Origin of the sequence: uncultured Ruminococcus sp. (genome assembly GCF_947301925.1) — a bacterium.
GTDB lineage: Bacteria > Bacillota > Clostridia > Oscillospirales > Ruminococcaceae > Ruminococcus.
Genome location: NZ_CAMYUE010000004.1, coordinates 1 through 16,242, shown reverse-complemented (window position 1 = coordinate 16,242; position 16,242 = coordinate 1). Strand labels below are relative to the sequence as shown.

Annotated in this window: 16 protein-coding genes; 10 read left to right on the top strand and 6 right to left on the bottom strand. The window is 38.8% G+C overall.

Features of this window, described 5'->3' with window-relative positions; all coding sequences use genetic code 11:
• Positions 1-447: 447 nt before the first annotated feature.
• On the bottom strand, positions 448-2,076 hold the full coding sequence (gene hcp, locus Q0Y65_RS06855; RefSeq protein ID WP_297958446.1) for a hydroxylamine reductase: 1,629 nt from the start codon (positions 2,074-2,076) through the stop codon (positions 448-450).
• 14 nt (positions 2,077-2,090) lie between these two features.
• A complete protein-coding gene (locus tag Q0Y65_RS06850; protein ID WP_297958445.1) occupies positions 2,091-2,786 on the bottom strand; it encodes an ATP-binding protein in 696 nt (231 codons plus the stop codon).
• An 86-nt stretch (positions 2,787-2,872) separates the two neighbouring features.
• On the opposite strand from Q0Y65_RS06850, the gene Q0Y65_RS06845 reads away from it, so the two are divergent.
• Both Q0Y65_RS06845 and Q0Y65_RS06840 read left to right on the top strand, forming a co-directional pair.
• Entirely contained in the window at positions 2,873-3,517 is a 645-nt protein-coding gene (locus Q0Y65_RS06845) for a Crp/Fnr family transcriptional regulator (RefSeq protein WP_297958444.1), read from the top strand.
• Between the two features lie 121 nt (positions 3,518-3,638).
• On the top strand, positions 3,639-3,764 hold the full coding sequence (locus Q0Y65_RS06840; RefSeq protein WP_297958443.1) for a hypothetical protein: 126 nt from the start codon (positions 3,639-3,641) through the stop codon (positions 3,762-3,764).
• 247 nt (positions 3,765-4,011) lie between these two features.
• Here Q0Y65_RS06840 and Q0Y65_RS06835 read toward each other — a convergent pair whose 3' ends face one another.
• From Q0Y65_RS06835 to Q0Y65_RS06820, 4 genes are all read right to left on the bottom strand, one after another.
• Positions 4,012-4,713, bottom strand: a complete 702-nt coding sequence (locus Q0Y65_RS06835) for an SDR family oxidoreductase (RefSeq protein ID WP_297958442.1) — start codon at positions 4,711-4,713, stop codon at positions 4,012-4,014.
• A gap of 20 nt (positions 4,714-4,733) precedes the next feature.
• Positions 4,734-5,774 (bottom strand): ATP-binding protein, encoded by a 1,041-nt coding sequence (locus Q0Y65_RS06830; RefSeq protein WP_297958441.1) that lies wholly within the window; start codon positions 5,772-5,774, stop codon positions 4,734-4,736.
• Between the two features lie 4 nt (positions 5,775-5,778).
• A complete protein-coding gene (locus tag Q0Y65_RS06825; protein WP_297958440.1) occupies positions 5,779-5,952 on the bottom strand; it encodes an NAD(P)H-dependent oxidoreductase in 174 nt (57 codons plus the stop codon).
• Between the two features lie 166 nt (positions 5,953-6,118).
• The gene (locus Q0Y65_RS06820) at positions 6,119-6,361 is read right to left on the bottom strand and encodes a helix-turn-helix domain-containing protein (protein ID WP_109727842.1); all 243 of its coding nucleotides are present in this window, start codon (positions 6,359-6,361) and stop codon (positions 6,119-6,121) included.
• A 140-nt stretch (positions 6,362-6,501) separates the two neighbouring features.
• Here Q0Y65_RS06820 and Q0Y65_RS06815 point away from each other — a divergent pair, with 140 nt between their 5' ends.
• The 8 genes from Q0Y65_RS06815 to Q0Y65_RS06780 all read left to right on the top strand — a co-directional run bounded on the left by Q0Y65_RS06815 (position 6,502) and on the right by Q0Y65_RS06780 (position 16,143).
• Positions 6,502-6,975: an SLOG family protein gene (locus Q0Y65_RS06815; RefSeq protein ID WP_297958439.1), complete on the top strand. Its 474-nt coding sequence runs from the start codon at positions 6,502-6,504 to the stop codon at positions 6,973-6,975.
• A 255-nt stretch (positions 6,976-7,230) separates the two neighbouring features.
• The gene (locus tag Q0Y65_RS06810) at positions 7,231-8,436 is read left to right on the top strand and encodes a phosphoadenosine phosphosulfate reductase family protein (RefSeq protein ID WP_297958438.1); all 1,206 of its coding nucleotides are present in this window, start codon (positions 7,231-7,233) and stop codon (positions 8,434-8,436) included.
• 547 nt (positions 8,437-8,983) lie between these two features.
• On the top strand, positions 8,984-10,480 hold the full coding sequence (gene ltrA / locus Q0Y65_RS06805) for a group II intron reverse transcriptase/maturase (RefSeq protein ID WP_297958437.1): 1,497 nt from the start codon (positions 8,984-8,986) through the stop codon (positions 10,478-10,480).
• Between the two features lie 510 nt (positions 10,481-10,990).
• Positions 10,991-11,878 carry a DUF4007 family protein gene (locus tag Q0Y65_RS06800; protein ID WP_297958436.1) on the top strand — a complete coding sequence of 296 codons (888 nt, stop codon included), beginning with the start codon at positions 10,991-10,993 and terminating at the stop codon, positions 11,876-11,878.
• A 13-nt stretch (positions 11,879-11,891) separates the two neighbouring features.
• A complete protein-coding gene (locus tag Q0Y65_RS06795; RefSeq protein ID WP_297958435.1) occupies positions 11,892-12,929 on the top strand; it encodes a hypothetical protein in 1,038 nt (345 codons plus the stop codon).
• Between the two features lie 47 nt (positions 12,930-12,976).
• Positions 12,977-13,408, top strand: a complete 432-nt coding sequence (locus tag Q0Y65_RS06790; protein ID WP_297958434.1) for a DEAD/DEAH box helicase — start codon at positions 12,977-12,979, stop codon at positions 13,406-13,408.
• An 11-nt stretch (positions 13,409-13,419) separates the two neighbouring features.
• Positions 13,420-15,216 carry an ATP-binding protein gene (locus Q0Y65_RS06785; protein ID WP_297958433.1) on the top strand — a complete coding sequence of 599 codons (1,797 nt, stop codon included), beginning with the start codon at positions 13,420-13,422 and terminating at the stop codon, positions 15,214-15,216.
• 15 nt (positions 15,217-15,231) lie between these two features.
• A complete protein-coding gene (locus tag Q0Y65_RS06780; RefSeq protein WP_297958432.1) occupies positions 15,232-16,143 on the top strand; it encodes a phospholipase D-like domain-containing protein in 912 nt (303 codons plus the stop codon).
• Positions 16,144-16,242 lie beyond the last annotated feature (99 nt).

Sequence of the window (16,242 nt, the reverse complement as noted above, 5' to 3'; positions counted from 1 at the left end):
TTTGATCAAACCGCACTGTTGTGGTATAGTATCACCACTTTATCGCCAATTATCGTAATCTATCGCCAAGTTTTACCAAATCACCGTAAAATCAGCATTTTTGAGGGTAGAAACATGGAAAACTGCGTAACTGCGCTGTTTCTGAAAAATCATCAAAATGCAGATTTTTGGTAGAAAAACTGGTAGAATTCTACCGCCGTCAAGGTTGGTAGAAACCCTAAAACAAACGGTAGAAAGCCTGTTGACAAGCAAACTGAACAATGGACAAAAGCGGACGGTGTTTCATAACAGAAGCGCTGTCCGCTATTTTTATGCCTAAAAATTGAATATTGCACATTGCTTCTCACTGAGCCTGTATGAAAACAGGTCGCTGAGGAGCTTTTTTATTTCAGATGAACTATGTCAAGGAGTTCTTTCTAAAATCAATCACTTCACGGTCTTTTCTTCTCATAAGCCGAATATCCTCATATCCTCGTCAACATTCGTAATACCCGCAATGCCGAAGCTGTCTACAAGAACCTTTGCCACATTCGGAGACAGGAACGCAGGCAGAGTCGGTCCGAGGTGAATATTCTTCACTCCGAGATACAGCAGAGCAAGGAGTACGATGACTGCTTTCTGCTCATACCAAGAGATATTGTAAACGATAGGCAGATCGTTCACATCGTCAAGCCCGAACACCTCTTTCAGCTTCAGAGCGATAAGTGCCAAAGAATAAGAATCATTGCACTGTCCTGCATCGAGAACTCTCGGAATACCGCCGATGTCGCCTAAGTCGAGCTTGTTATACTTGTACTTTGCACAGCCTGCGGTGAGAATGACTGTATCCTTCGGCAGCTTCTCAGCAAATTCCTGATAGTAGCTTCTGGACTTCGCTCTGCCGTCACAGCCTGCCATTACCACAAACTTGCGGATAGCACCAGATTTTACTGCTTCTACAACTGTATCAGCAAGTGCGAATACCTGTTCATGGGCAAAACCGCCGACAATAGAGCCTTTTTCGATTTCAGTCGGCGGAGTACATTTCTTCGCCTGTTCGATGATCGGTGAGAAGTCCTTTACTTCGCCGTAGGGTGCATCAATATGCTTACATCCCGGATAGCCTGCGGCACCTGTTGTCCAAAGCCTGTCCTTGTAGCTGTCCTTCGGAGGAACGATGCAGTTTGTAGTCATCAGCACCGGACCGTTAAAGCTCTCAAATTCCTCTTTCTGCTTCCACCACGCATTGCCGTAGTTTCCTGCGAAATGCGGATACTTTTTGAAGAACGGATAATAATGCGCAGGCAGCATTTCCGAGTGCGTATAAACATCAACTCCCGTATCCTTTGTCTGCTCAAGGAGCATTTCAAGGTCTTTCAGATCGTGACCTGAGATCAGTATTGCAGGATTTTTGCGGACACCGATATCAACTGTCGTGATCTCAGGATTGCCGTATGCTGTAGTATTTGCAGCATCAAGGTCAGCCATACCCTGAACGCCGTATTTGCCTACTTCAAGCGTAAGAGCCACAAGGTCATCGACCGTCAGGCTGTCATCAAGCGTTTTTGCAAGAGCCGACTGCATGAAAGCATCAAGCTCATCATCATCGCTTAGCAGAGCGTTTGCGTGTTTGGTGTATGCCGCAAGTCCTTTCAGACCGTATGTTATCAGCTCACGCAGAGAGCGAATATCCTCGTTCTCGGTCGCAAGAACGCCGACTATTTTCGCTTTTTCGGCATAATCGGTACCGTTCCACAGAGCCGCTTCGGGGAGTGATTCTTTATTCTGCACCTGTCCGAGCAATTCTTCTTTGACTGCAAGTGTTTCAGTAACCTTAGTGGTAATGCTGTCAAGATCGAAATTTGCATTGGAAATCGTGATAAACAGGTTCACGCTGATAAGATGATTAACAGTCTTATCGACAGTCTTTCCCTCTGCACGGAGCTGAGTTGTTACCGCAGACAATCCCTTTGTAACGTACACAAGCAAGTCCTGCATTACTGCGACTTCGGGCTGTTTACCGCAGACACCGCAAGCGGTACAACCTTTACAGCCCGCTGTTTCCTGACACTGATAGCAAAACATTTTCTGTTCCATGATAAATACCTCCGTTATTTTCTTATCTCAACGATACTGCCGTCCGGCGAAATGACTGCAACTTCAAGCGAAATATCCTTACCGCTTGCTTCTATCGCACGTTTTATCGCATACTCCATACCTCCACAGCATGGTACGATCATTCTTGTGAGAGTGATGCTCTTTATATCGTTATTACGGAATATCTCTGTCAGCTTTTCGGAGTAATCAACAGCATCGAGCTTCGGACAGCCGATGAGCGTTATCCTGCCTTTGATAAAATCATGGTGGAAGTTCCCGTAGGCGTAAGCTGTACAATCGGCAGCGATAAGCAGATCAGCACCGTTGAAATAGGGTGCATTAGTCGGCAGGAGCTTTATCTGTATCGGGAATTGTCTCAAACAGCTTGGAACACGAACATCGCTGTCATCTTCTTTTGGCGTAAAGCTCTGCAATGCAGAACCCGGACAGGTGAAATCGCTGCAAGCGGACTTTTTCTGCTTGTTTGCCTGCACTGCCTTCTCGTCATAAGCCGCCGCTTCACGCTCGGTGAAGTGGATAGCGTCCATAGGACAGGCAGGGAGACAGTCACCGAAGCCATCGCAGAAATCGTCACGCATGAGCTTAGCCTTGCCGTTCACAATAGCAATCGCTCCCTCATGGCAAGCCTTAGCACACAGACCGCAGCCGTTGCATTTTTCTTCGTCTATCTCAATTATTTTCCGTATCATAGCCATACCTCCTTGACTTTCTGTATCCATTATAGTATAATCAAAGAAGAAAGTATGTTGTAATTACAACATTTTAGGAGAATAATATGGATATTTCAGTTTTGCATAATTCGATACTGTTCAAGGGCTTTGATGATACCGAAATATCTGAGCTTCTGAAAGCCCTTAATGCAGCCGAAAAGAAATACAATAAAGGTGAGATGATATTTTCATCGGGAGAGATCATCGATAAGCTCTGCTTTGTCACGGCAGGCGGCGTTACTATTGAAAGCAATGATATGTGGGGAAACCGCACGATACTCAACCTTGTAGGTAAGGGACAGTTCTTTGCAGAAAGCTATGCACTCCTGCCCGATGTGCCGATGCTTGTTGATGTATGTGCTGCCGAGGATTGCAGTATCGTGTTTCTGAGCATGAAGTCGCTCGCTGACCTCAACGATACGATAAGGGCGAGACTTCTTGCAAATCTTCTCACTATCACCACAAGAAAAAATCTGCACCTATCGAGCCGGAGCTTTCATACTGCTCCGAGACAGGTGCGTGGACGTATTATGGCGTATCTTAATACCGTATCGGTTCAGAAGCATTCCCGTGAGTTTGATATACCCTTTGACCGTCAGCAGCTTGCGGACTACCTCAATGTGGAACGCTCTGTGCTATCAAATGAATTGAGCAAGATGCAGAGGGACGGACTGATACGATGCAGGAAGAACCATTTTGAGATCATATAACAGAAGCGCAGATGACAAATTTTAGCCATCTGCGCTTTTTTATGTTCCTGTTTTCTCAAAGCCCTTTAATACCTGTTTAGGAAAGTGCGCACAGGAAATAGAATTCACATACGATAGCATCATGGACATTGCGAAGTCGATTCCACCCTATGACACAAAGCATTTCAGACACGGTCTCCTGAGAAATCTGTTCGCATACTACAACGACATCTTTGACGAGCCTTTCTATGAGGACTCGGAGTTTTAAGTCGATGACTACAACGAACACTTTGTCAACGCAGAGAGCACTTCTGTGTACTATGAGGAAATGTATATCACGGAAGAACTGCACGAGCTGAGAGCGTTATCTGATTACGAATTTGACTGCAAGGAAGTTTTCAGCAACTACGAGAACAGAAAAGACGCTGCTGACTTTACAACTTGTATAACTTCAGTATCAAGGCATAATGTTTTGAATATATTTTACCATAACTTGGTATCAAAGTCAAACTGTTTTATTTCATCTCCCAGCCGTTATCGCCGTGGTATATCATAAGCTTAGTCATACCACCGTCAATGCAAATATTCTCACCGGTGATGAAGCCTGCCTTGTCAGAGCAAAGAAACATAACCATATTGGCAATATCCAACGGATTTCCCACACGACCGCAGGGCTGCTGATAAGCGTCGGGACCTTCGTAGACCTTGTAGGACGTATCTATCCAGCCTGGAGAAATAGAGTTCACACGCGCCTTCCCTGCAAGGCTCACCGCAAGTGCGTGAGTGAGGGCAGCTATACCGCCTTTAGCCGCAGTGTAGCTCTCGGTCTGCGGCTGACTCATACGGTCACGGGAGGAGGAAATATTGATGATACTGCCGCCATTGTTGAAGTGCGGAGCGAACAGCTTTGACAGGTAAAACGGCGCAGTTACTCCAACAGCGAGAGCGTACTGGAATTCCTCATAGCTGCAATCATCAATGCCCTTCATCAGCGGCAGAGCGTTGTTGACAAGGAAGTCGATGTGTCCGTGCTTTGCAATGACTTCCGCCGCAAACCTTTCAAGCACGAACTTGTCGGAAATATCGCCGACGAAGTGGTCTCCCTCAGCCTTGTCGATAACGCATACCGTTGCTCCGTTTCTGCGGAATTCTTCGGCTATGCACTTGCCAATACCATTTGCGCCGCCTGTTACTACTGCTACTTTGTTTTTGAACATATCTTTCCTCACTTATGCCTTTAATATTTTCCTTTATTATGCTTTTTACTCTGTGTAAATTGTTGTTTTATCTCATCAAGCCATGTTTTATCTTCTTTATGCTCGTTCATCTTATCTGCAAGAAATTGAAGCGCAATATCGGAAAACTTATTAATCTTACTCTTTCCAGACGAAGTTGCTGATACTTCCATATGATATTTTTTGATTCCTTTCATTTTATAGTGCCAAATTAATGCTTGAATTGAATAGGAATTAACTCCAAGTTTTTCCGATAATTGTTTTTGTAAATAAGGATATTTAATATCTGGTTCAATATCTGGTACGGGGATCTCTTCTGCTAAATCAATATTTCCTGTTACTTTTAGAACTGGATTGCCATTTGTTTCATCAAAGCTGCCACTTTTTATGTATTTTGCTTTTCTTAGTACCTGCATCACTAGTTTTTTATCAACTGTAATATCTGTTCCATACGGAGTGCTAAATTTACCATTATTATAGTTTACAATTCCCAAATTTGTTGTTCCACTTTTTCTAATAACTTCCATTAATGTCATAATCTGTTTTCTCTCTTTTTTTATTCTTTCTTCGATAATTCTATTCATCTCTGGATACTTTATTTTTTCACTTCTTGCTCTATAGCGATAAAAAATATCGCCACCATTGATTTTTTCTGAGCTGTCATTTTTTAATGCAATAACAGGCTTATATTCTGCTTCGTAAGTATAAATATATCCAATTCTATAATCTCCACATTCAACAGTCCCAACATCCCATTCGAGTTCGGGTGAGAACAAAGAATTAAGCATTTCTGTAAACTTTTCCTGCTTAAAACTATGAAAAGATTGGTTGACTCCTACTATCGAGCGTGGATTGTCCTTTATACCAAATATAATATATCCACCTTTATTATTTGCAAACGCTGCCATAGATTTTGCATATTTTATACAACTATTCAATCCGAAAGACTCTTTATATTCTAAATCATTACGCTCTCTTGATTTAACCCTGCCTAAAGAATCTACATCATTAACAATTGAAAGAATAAACTCATCGTGATTCATATCGTTATCCTCCTAATAAATCTTTTATGCCTTTATAATCGGCAACAGGCACTATCTCAACGTTATTATTATTGGCAGCTCCTTCTGCAAAGCTCTGTGCCAGCCGCGCCGTATTACCGTTTTTTCTCATACTGCCGATAAGTATTACTATGTTGCTCATTGCATTTCCAACTTTCATTGTTTTATTCCATGGCATTTTTGGTCAATTATATTCTACCATTTAATCTGTAATAAAGCAATGGTAGGTACAGAAATAATTGCCGATATGATAATTGCTTATCCGGTGTAATAAGTGAAGAATCCCTGTAATCAGGCATAAAATTGCTCTGGTCACAGGGATATTATTATTTTATTTCCTGTTCAAGGTCATCAAACAGGTCAGAATCGAAGAAATGCCTAAGAGAAATATCAAGCCCGTCGCAGATTTTCTTAATGGATACTACTCCGGGATTCTGACTTTTTTCATTCAGCATACTATACACAGTTGAAGGCGAAACACCCGAACTGTTTGCAAGTGCATTTATTGCAATGCCATGCTCTTCACACAGCTCTATTATTCTTTTTGCGACAGCTTCTTTAGCATTCATTACAATCACTCCAGTGTTTGGGATATATCGTATATCTAATATTACCAAACATCGGAATCAAATGTATGGGATATATCGCAAATTCAGTTGAAATGTGTTATAATATACGATATATCCCATATTATGAAAGAGTGATTTTTATGACTTGTACGATCATATCAACAGGCGAGGAACTGAAGCTTGTCTGTAAAAATGAAAATGAACCTCCATATCCCGAGATAAAAGCAAAACTTCGAGAGAAGATATGGGAGCTTTACTGCAAGGGGTATGACAGGTTCTGGATTAACTGTGAGTATGGAGTGCCACTGTGGTGTGGAGAGATAATAACAGCACTGGCAATGTACAACGATATTGAGCTGAACATAGCCATGCCCTATGAGGAGCAGTCTACAAACTGGGTTGAGGAGCACCGTGACCGTTTCTTCAGACTTCACGCCGATTCGGATAATGTTGAGATCATTTCACATCACTTCACCGATGACTGCTATAAGCTTGCAGACGAGCGTATGATTGATGACTCCGATCTATTGCTTGTTATTGGGAGTAGTATCGACTGTCATGGAGTAAAATATGCTAAAAGAATAGGAATAAAAGTAATAATATATAATTATTAATTTATTTGCCTATTATTCTTCTTGCATTTTATAGTGTTTTGTGGTATAATTTAAATTGAATAATTGTATATTGAGTATTTATATATAATTTGCATATAAATTAAGAGAAGTGGAGAAAATGTAAGCATTATGTGGTGTGAGAAATGTAAACATGATACCCCACATAGTGTTTGTGAACTATGTGGCAGCAAAACTGAATATGAACCAACAACTGAAGTACATTGGTGCTGCAATTGTAATATACCGGTAATCAGGATGGAAAATTCTGCGGATAGAGACATATGTCCTATATGCGGAGGAGAAGCTAAATATTTAGCTTCTGACTTGAGAACTGTATTCCCCGAAGAACGCTTATTGATAGAAATTCTTTTCGATAAGCCGCTTGCTTATCTGCACGACTCTGTATGGGCGAACAATAATAGGTATTATGTAAACGGAAAGTCATTTACAATATCATCTAAGCATTTTAAGAAGTTTTCTCCTGAGTATATAATCAATAAACTTGAGGAATATCGCTCACAGAATAGCTATGCTGATTTTGATAAGCATATTTCTAGATTTATTGAGGCAAATCAAGAACGCCTACATTATCGAATTGATGAAGCGCATAGTTTTATCAGGCAAGAAGCTTCAAACTATCCAACAGAAAACATAGTACTCTCTTTCTCTGGTGGTAAGGATTCTACTGTCACAGCAGATTTAGCTGTTAAGGCTATGAGTGAGCCAAGTCTTGTGCATATTTTTGGCAATACAACTCTTGAGTTCCCTCTGACCATAAAATATGCCGAGCGATTTAGGAACGATAATCCGCTTGCAATATTCAGAACAGCTATAAATCGAGAGCAGAACTTCTATGATGTGTGTGAAGATATTGGTCCTCCAGCGAGAATGATGCGTTGGTGTTGCTCAATGTTTAAGACTGGTCCTATCACGAGAATACTTAACCGTTACTATCGTGACAAGAATATACTTACATTCTATGGCATACGAAAGTGCGAATCTGTAAGTCGCAGCAAATACAACCGAGTTGAAGATAATGCTGAATCTGTAAAGATACAGAAGCAGAAAGTTGCTTCACCTATCTTTTATTGGGCGGATATTGATATTTGGCTGTACATTCTTGGAGAGAATATCGACTTTAATGATGCCTATAGACTTGGCTATGATAGAGTCGGCTGCTGGTGTTGTCCTAATAACAATGAAAGGGCCCAGTTTTTATCTTCCATATATATGCCGGAGCAGTATCAGAAATGGCGAGAGTTTCTCATTGGCTTTGCAAAGAGGATAGGTAAACTGGATCCTGAAGTATATGTCGATACAGGAAAATGGAAAGCTCGTCAGGGTGGAAATGGTGTTAAGGCAGCAGAAGACGTCAAAATTCGCTACACTAATTGTACTGCTGAGGATCATGCAAAAGTATACAGGCTTAACCGTCCTATGGATGATGAGTTCCTGGTGTGACAAGATGTCACAATACGGATTGCCTAATAAGCTATTCTATCCATTTGGAATAACCCTATCATACTCTGCGGAGCGAGTAATTGCTCTGTTGGAAAGCGTATGAGACAATGTACAAAACCAGAAAGCCTACACATCCTGATGGAGTGCTAGGGTAAGAACGTCATGGTAAGCGTAAAGCGAATTGTTTTAAGAATCGTTACGTCGAATATGCGAAATGAGGCTGATACGCATAGACCAAAAGGTAAAGAGGTGGTGTTTCTGTATCATGAAGCAGAGGCACAAATGGACTTAATCCTCTCGGTTCAGTTGACAATACCTAAAACGTTCATAATTATCTGTATTGTGGAACTTGGTAAACCCTATGTATTCCTTCTCTTGTGACGAAGGTATCAAATCCGCAAGGATGAGAAAAGATGCAGAGGGCAACGGAAAGGGATAAAAAGCTAATGGCATTGCTTTAATCGCGATGCATAGTGGTTAATACCATAACTCGAAAGGGTGCAGACTTATCCCATGGTATTTTATGACGAGAAATGGGGGCATACCTGTGAATGATAATGACTCAATGGCAGTGAAAACTGAGAGCTTATCAAACAATGAACTACTTGCTGAACAATGGAGAACCATCGACTGGCAAACAGTAGAACTCGTAGTCAACAGGTTGCAAATCAGGATCGCCAAGGCAGTGAAACAAGACAACTGGAACAAAATTAAAAGGCTACAGTATCTGATTACGCACTCATTCAGTGCAAAATTACTCGCAGTTAAGAACGTAGTTACAAACAAAGGTAAAAATACACCTGGCATAGATAAAGTAATATGGCGGACTGATTCTGACAAGATGAAAGCCGCTTTATCTTTGACCGACAGACGATATAAGTCCAAACCGTTACGCAGAGTTTACATAGAAAAGAAGAACAAGAAATCCAAAAGACCTTTAAGTATTCCATGTATGTATGACAGAGCTATGCAAGCTCTCTACACCTTAGCTCTACAGCCAATAGCAGAAACCCTTGCAGATAAACATTCGTACGGATTCAGAAAATATCGTTCATGTCAAGACGCCTGTGAGCATATATTCACAATCTTTTCGCGTAAATATTCCCCACAATGGGTTCTTGAAGGAGATATAAAGGGATGCTTTGATAATATAAACCATCAATGGCTTATAGATAACATTCCAATGGATAAATCAGTGTTGAAGCAATTCCTGAAATCTGGGTTTGTATATAAAGGTGAACTATTTTACACCACAAGCGGCACCCCGCAAGGTGGCATTATTTCACCAATTCTTGCAAACATGGCACTTGATGGTTTACAGAAGAAACTCGCAGAAACATTTGACATAAGCAGAACGGGAAGAATAAGCGAAAGAGCTCACAAAAGAAACAAAGTCAACTTCGTAAGATATGCAGATGACTTTATTGTATCAGCAGCCACCAAGGAAATCGCTGAAGAAGTTAAGATAGTTATTCGAGACTTCTTAAATATTCGTGGACTTCAACTGTCAGAGGAAAAGACGTTAGTCACAAATATAAATGATGGATTTGACCTGCTCGGGTGGACCTTTCGTAAGTTTAAAGACAAACTGATAATCAAGCCTTCCAGAAAATCAGTCAAAGCACTTATAACATCACTGAACGATGTTATTCTAAGACAAGGAAAAGCACTTAGTCAGGATGTATTAATATGCAAACTGAATCAGAAGCTTACAGGATGGGGAAACTATCACAAGTCTGTATGTTCTAAAACTACATTCCAGAAAATCGATACTATCGTTTTTACACTACTTTGGAAGTGGGCTTGCCACAGACATACTAGAAAAGGACGGAAATGGATTAAAGTTAAGTATTGGCACACAGTAAATCACAGGAACTGGGTTTTCTCTACAGAAAACAGAGAACTTAGAAGTTTGTCATATATACCTATCACAAGACATCCAAAACTGAATCTATCAGCAAATCCATACTTTGACCAGCCATATTTCCTTAAAAGAAAAGTGATTAAAAGTTTACCGGAAATCGGTTTGCCAGAAATTGTCTAAGAAACTGTCGCTTGAATAAAGTGATAAAATACTTGAGCCGTATGACGGGAAACTGTCACGTACGGTTCTTAAAGGGGAAAGCGGTGGTAACACCGCTGACCTACTTGACAATATGCTGACTCCATTTGGAAAAGTGTCGAAGGAGCTGGGGCGTAAACTGATACATGAGACCATAGTTCTTGATATAAAATCCATGACTCCTATTCTATCTGTTCAGCCCTTTAATCAGGATAATTATGAGTACGCTGTAAAGGTGAAAACGCTTAACGTCAAGAATCATGACGATTTACAGCGTATGGTTGGCTATCAGGTAAGGAAATTCAATGCTTGCCGTAAATGCTTGAAATGCGAGTCATTATGTAGATTTAACGCTATTTCTATAACTGGCGGTACATATCATATTGATGAAGAAAAATGCAGACGCTGTAAAATGTGCGTAACAGCAAAATATCTTGACGGCGGCTGCCTGATGGATAAGTATTTGAAAACCAAAGAAAAGGAATAATATACATGAAGTTTAGAGGACACGAGACCTTTGCAATCAGAAAAGGTTGGCTGACAAAGGGCATGCGAAATGTTGTGGCAATGCCAGATGTTTTTGTTAGCAGAGAAGTTAATCCCATGGATAGCCTTGGCATAGGTTCAAATATGGTCAAGGCTTTAAGATATTGGCTTCAGGTAACAAATCTAACCAGCGAGCCGAATTTCGGCCGTAGAAATCAAAACCTTACTGATATAGGAAATATAGTTTATAATAACGACCGTTACATTGAAGAGATAGGAACGCTCTGGCTAATTCACTACGCCCTTGCTTCAAATAAGGATGAAGCAACTTCGTGGTATCTGTTCTTTAACCAATTTGATCTTTCAGAATTCACTGAAGAAGACTTCGCTAAAAGAGTTCGAAAGTTTATTTCAATGAGTGATGAAGATGTTGATATGCCCAGCGAAAGAGCTGTAAGCGATGATTTTAAGTGTGTTATCAGCACATATTATTCTAAAAAAGATTATTCTTCGGATCCTGAGGATAATATTGAGTGTCCCCTTACTGAACTTGGATTAATATCATTTGTTGAAGTAAAGGATCATGAAAGAGTATTTCGGAAGGAATCACCAAAAGCTGAGGATATTCCAGAACTTATAGTTCTTGCGGTTATTGTCAACAAGTATGAAAACGAAAAAGAGATAAAAATCTCTGCTTTACAGAACGATGATTGCAGTATCGGTAAGGTTTTCTGTCTTGATACCATTTCACTTCATAATATTCTTTATAAGCTCGACTCTTTAGGATATCTGAAGGTAGTTCGTACAGCAGGCCTTGATATAATCAGGCTTACAACAGATATGACGTATATTGAGTGCGTAGAATTATATTATAGGGAATTAAACGATAGGTAGGAGTAATAATATCATGCTTAATGATAAAATCGAGATAGCTCGTGGCTTCCAGTCCTCTGTAAATATAGAGTATGATTTTAATGACAAGGGAAAAATATCAGGTTTTATTCCGACATCGTCTGCACTTGATATAATCAATAGCATACTTGTTAACACTGAATCAGATCACTTGGATAGAGCTAAAATATTGACAGGAGCATATGGACGAGGCAAATCGCATACAGTACTTGTTGCACTTTCAATTTTATATAACAAAGACAAGAGGTATTTTAATAAGCTTCTTGATAAAATTAAGGATATAAACGAAGATACATATAAAAGAATTAAGAATTATATTTCCAGTAAAAACAGGCTGTTGCCGGTTATTATAAATGGCAACAGTGGTAACCTTACACAATCATTTCTTGGCGCATTACAGCAGGCACTGAAACTATATGGTCTTGATGATATTATGCCTGAGACACATTTTGTTGCTGCTTCTAATACCATCAATATGTGGAAAGTAAAATATCCTGATACCTATAAAAGTTTCAAAGATAAGATTGGGATGAGAATAGATAGGTTTACAAAGGCTTTATCTGCAAACGATGTCAATGCATATCAGAAATTCAATGAAGTCTATCCTGAACTAACAGCGGGAAGTGTTTTCAATCCGTTTGTAGGTTTTAATATTGTAGACGTATATGATAAGGTGAATACTGCATTAAAAGATAAGAACTTCACTGGAATGTATGTTGTATACGATGAGTTTGGAAAGTATCTTGAATCAAATATTGCATCAGCAAACGAAAGTGAAACTAAAATGCTTCAGGACTTTGCTGAAAAATGCAACCGTGAAGCAAGTCAGCAGCTTCATCTGCTTTTAATATGTCACAAAGATATTTCCAATTATATTGATATGAATCTACCTCAGGAGAAGGTCAATGGCTGGAGAGGTATTTCTGGAAGATTTGAGCATATAAGCATAAGCAATCATTTCCATCAAATGTATGAGATAATTGCTTACTCACTCACTAAGGGTGAAGATATAATGAAAAGGATTATACAGTAAAACAGCTTGAAGTTCTTGCTTCTAATAAAAAGCGTAATACAGCAATAATGAAAAAACTAAGATTATTGCATTCGGATAAAACCCCTACTATTGTTTTTGCTTGTTCAGTAGAACACGCCAAAATGTTATCGGCAATGTTAACTTTAGAAGAAATCCCGAATAGTCTTGTAATTGGGGAAATGAATCCTATTGATAGAAAAAGAGCAATTAATCAATTCAAGGATCGCAGTAGCGGTGTCGATATCATAATCAATTATGAGGTGTTGACCACGGGATTTGATTCTAAAAATATAAAGTGCGTATTAATTACAAGACCGACAAAATCAGTTGTTTTATATAGTCAAATGCTTGGTAGAGGACTAAGAGGACCCTTAATGGGTGGAAATGAAGAATGCCTACTTGTTGATGTAGATGATAATTTACAGAATTTTGATAATGAGACAGCATTTTCTCATTTTAATGACTATTGGAGAATATAGGAGGATAAATTATGGCAAACAGTATAGTCGATATTAAAAACATGGGGGACGCTTTTAGAAATACAGGTTATAAAAATATTGAAAGTGCTGTGGCAGAAATTGTTGATAACTCTGTAGAAGCGAATGCTAAAAATGTATTTATCATTATTAGTGAATCTATTAATCCTGTTTCTGGTAGAAAAGTTGTTACGGAAATAGGCTTCCTTGATAATGGCGAAGGAATGAATTCCGACGTTCTTGGTAAATGCCTTGGAATAGGTTCTACAACAAGATATGCAAGAAAGGGAATGGGTCGTTTTGGAGTCGGTTTGCCGCAAGCTTCATTACATGCTTGCCCAACTGTTGATGTTTATTCATGGCAAGGTGGAATTAATAATTGCAAAAAAGTCTATCTTGATATAAATAAAGTTAAAGAGGGCATTCAGACTCAAATTGAAGATCCTGAGTTAACTGATTTGCCAGAGAAATATGCAAATTATGTGCATTATAATACGTTAACAGAGACATATGATTTTTCTGTATCCGGAACACTCGTTGTATGGAAGAACTGTGATAGAGTAATTCCGCGTACAAGAGGACCGCTAACTGAGCATCTTGAATTTGCTTTAGGAAGAAAATTTAGACATTTCATTTATAAAGATATTTGTTCCATAAAAGTAATCTGCGATGAAAACCAAGAAAATGCAATTGATGTTTTACCTAATGATCCTTTATTCCTTATGAACAAGAACTACGCTATGTGTAGGAAAGATGATGTTAAAAAGGTATACAAGTATGGACAGACTGAAGATCTAGAACCTGTTTTTGAATTGTACACTGCTGATGGAAGAGGAACAGGTGAAGTTGATATTCCTGTAAAATATGTAGGTAAAAATGGCGAGATATGTGAATCAATTGTAAAAGCAAGATTCTCTATTGTTAAAGACGTTTTCTATGATGAAACGGCTTTTCCAGGCGGTAGTAATCCTGGTTCTTATCCTTTCGGAAAACATGCAAGCAAAATGGAAGGAATATCGGTAGTAAGAGCTAATCGAGAAATTGATTTTGGACAATTTGATTTTTATAGTTCTTTAAACCAACCGCAACATCGTTGGTGGGGCTGCGAAATTATATTTAATCCAGAATTGGATGAAGCATTTGGAGTCGCAAATAATAAACAATATGTTGATCTTAAACGAATTGCAGAAGCAGATATCGATTATGATGAACCAGTTCAGCCAATATGGAATCAGCTATATAATACAATAGCAGATACAATTAAGGCGATGTATGAAAAGAATGAAGAAACTCGCCACAACACACGTTCTGCCGATGATATCGCAACACAAACAACAAATATCATTAATACTGTTGAGGTAGAAGATGAGTATGATGATGATGAAATCGAAAATGTAGAAAATCCTATGGATAATGTTACTCCTGAGGAAATTATTCAAACTGGAAAAGAAACATTAGAAGAATTGGGATACGAAGATATTACTGATGAACAAGCATCTAATTTCTTTAGTAATAAGGTAGTATTTGATTATGCTGATAAGGGAGAACGCAGTCCGGCATTTGACTATAAAATCGTTTTAGCAACGACAGTTATAACAATTAATACTACACATAAATTCTACACGTCTTTTTTGAGTAAGCTTTATGGCTCTGCCGATGCAAAAACAACTTTTGAATTGTTCTTAGCTTCATTCTTCCAATCAGTTAGAAAAACAAATGCATATCAGAGTAGTCAAAATGATAAGCTTATGACAATTTGGTATAATAAACTGAATAATTATATTTCCGAACAGCTTAATCCAAGAAACTGACAAGGAGTCTGAAATATGAGCTTGTTAACAACATCTGAAACCAGAAATGTGATAGCTTCTCAGGTAGCTTCTGCCACAAATACTCTTCATATCATATCTGCGTTTTGTAAAGAATCAGCTATGAGCTTCATAGAAGCAAATATAAAAAACAAACTGTCAGAGAAAAAATTAATGGTTAGGTTTCTATTATCAGATATGCTATCTGGAGCAACAGATCTATCTCTTTATGAGTTCTGCAAATCAAAAGGATGGCAGATGTATGTAAGGTTTGACCTTCATGCCAAAACGTATGTTTTTGATAAGAAAAGATGTATTCTTGGCAGCGCGAATATGACATCTAATGGCATTGGGTTGAATTCTCACGGAAATTATGAGTTATCAAGCTTTACAGATATTAATGATTCTGATTTGATTAAAATCAATAAGTTGTTTGATGATTCTATTCTAATGACTGATGAGATCTACAGCCTAATGAAAGCAGAATATGATGCTGCTAACCAAAACAATGAGAGTGGTAATTCAAAGGCTAAATGGACTAATTCAATTGAAGCTTTATTCAAACCAACTATTGATGTGCTGTTTACATATGATTTTCCGAGTACTCCACATCCGGATTTTAATGATATAAAATCTTTTGAGTTTTTGGAGCTTGATCATATCCCAACAGTTGACGAGCTAAAAGATGCGTTCAGATGGAGCAAGCCGTTTTTATGGCTATATAGTTTGCTTGATAATATGTCTGATAAAACTGCATATTTCGGTGCCATTACAAGCGAATTACATAATGCGTTAATCAATGATCCTAAACCTTATAGAAAAGACGTGAAAGATCTTTTATCAAATACACTGTTTTGGATTCAGGATTTGGGAATAGATGCTTTAGTAATTGATACTCCAAATCATTCTCAAAGAGTGCGGATTATATAGAAAAACATATATTTAAATAGTGCGTAGCATTTTGCCCTTACACCGTAAGCGTCAAATAAACCGCGTCCCATAGGATACAAAAATGCCCTCGCCGATGGC

Coding starts and splice junctions, on each gene's coding strand:
- hcp (WP_297958446.1), bottom strand. CDS start 2,076: ATGGAACAGAAAATGTTTTGCTATCAGTGTCAGGAAACAGCGGGCTGT.
- Q0Y65_RS06850 (WP_297958445.1), bottom strand. CDS start 2,786: ATGATACGGAAAATAATTGAGATAGACGAAGAAAAATGCAACGGCTGC.
- Q0Y65_RS06845 (WP_297958444.1), top strand. CDS start 2,873: ATGGATATTTCAGTTTTGCATAATTCGATACTGTTCAAGGGCTTTGAT.
- Q0Y65_RS06840 (WP_297958443.1), top strand. CDS start 3,639: ATGGACATTGCGAAGTCGATTCCACCCTATGACACAAAGCATTTCAGA.
- Q0Y65_RS06835 (WP_297958442.1), bottom strand. CDS start 4,713: ATGTTCAAAAACAAAGTAGCAGTAGTAACAGGCGGCGCAAATGGTATT.
- Q0Y65_RS06830 (WP_297958441.1), bottom strand. CDS start 5,774: ATGAATCACGATGAGTTTATTCTTTCAATTGTTAATGATGTAGATTCT.
- Q0Y65_RS06825 (WP_297958440.1), bottom strand. CDS start 5,952: ATGAAAGTTGGAAATGCAATGAGCAACATAGTAATACTTATCGGCAGT.
- Q0Y65_RS06820 (WP_109727842.1), bottom strand. CDS start 6,361: ATGAATGCTAAAGAAGCTGTCGCAAAAAGAATAATAGAGCTGTGTGAA.
- Q0Y65_RS06815 (WP_297958439.1), top strand. CDS start 6,502: ATGACTTGTACGATCATATCAACAGGCGAGGAACTGAAGCTTGTCTGT.
- Q0Y65_RS06810 (WP_297958438.1), top strand. CDS start 7,231: ATGGAAAATTCTGCGGATAGAGACATATGTCCTATATGCGGAGGAGAA.
- Q0Y65_RS06800 (WP_297958436.1), top strand. CDS start 10,991: ATGAAGTTTAGAGGACACGAGACCTTTGCAATCAGAAAAGGTTGGCTG.
- Q0Y65_RS06795 (WP_297958435.1), top strand. CDS start 11,892: ATGCTTAATGATAAAATCGAGATAGCTCGTGGCTTCCAGTCCTCTGTA.
- Q0Y65_RS06790 (WP_297958434.1), top strand. CDS start 12,977: ATGAAAAAACTAAGATTATTGCATTCGGATAAAACCCCTACTATTGTT.
- Q0Y65_RS06785 (WP_297958433.1), top strand. CDS start 13,420: ATGGCAAACAGTATAGTCGATATTAAAAACATGGGGGACGCTTTTAGA.
- Q0Y65_RS06780 (WP_297958432.1), top strand. CDS start 15,232: ATGAGCTTGTTAACAACATCTGAAACCAGAAATGTGATAGCTTCTCAG.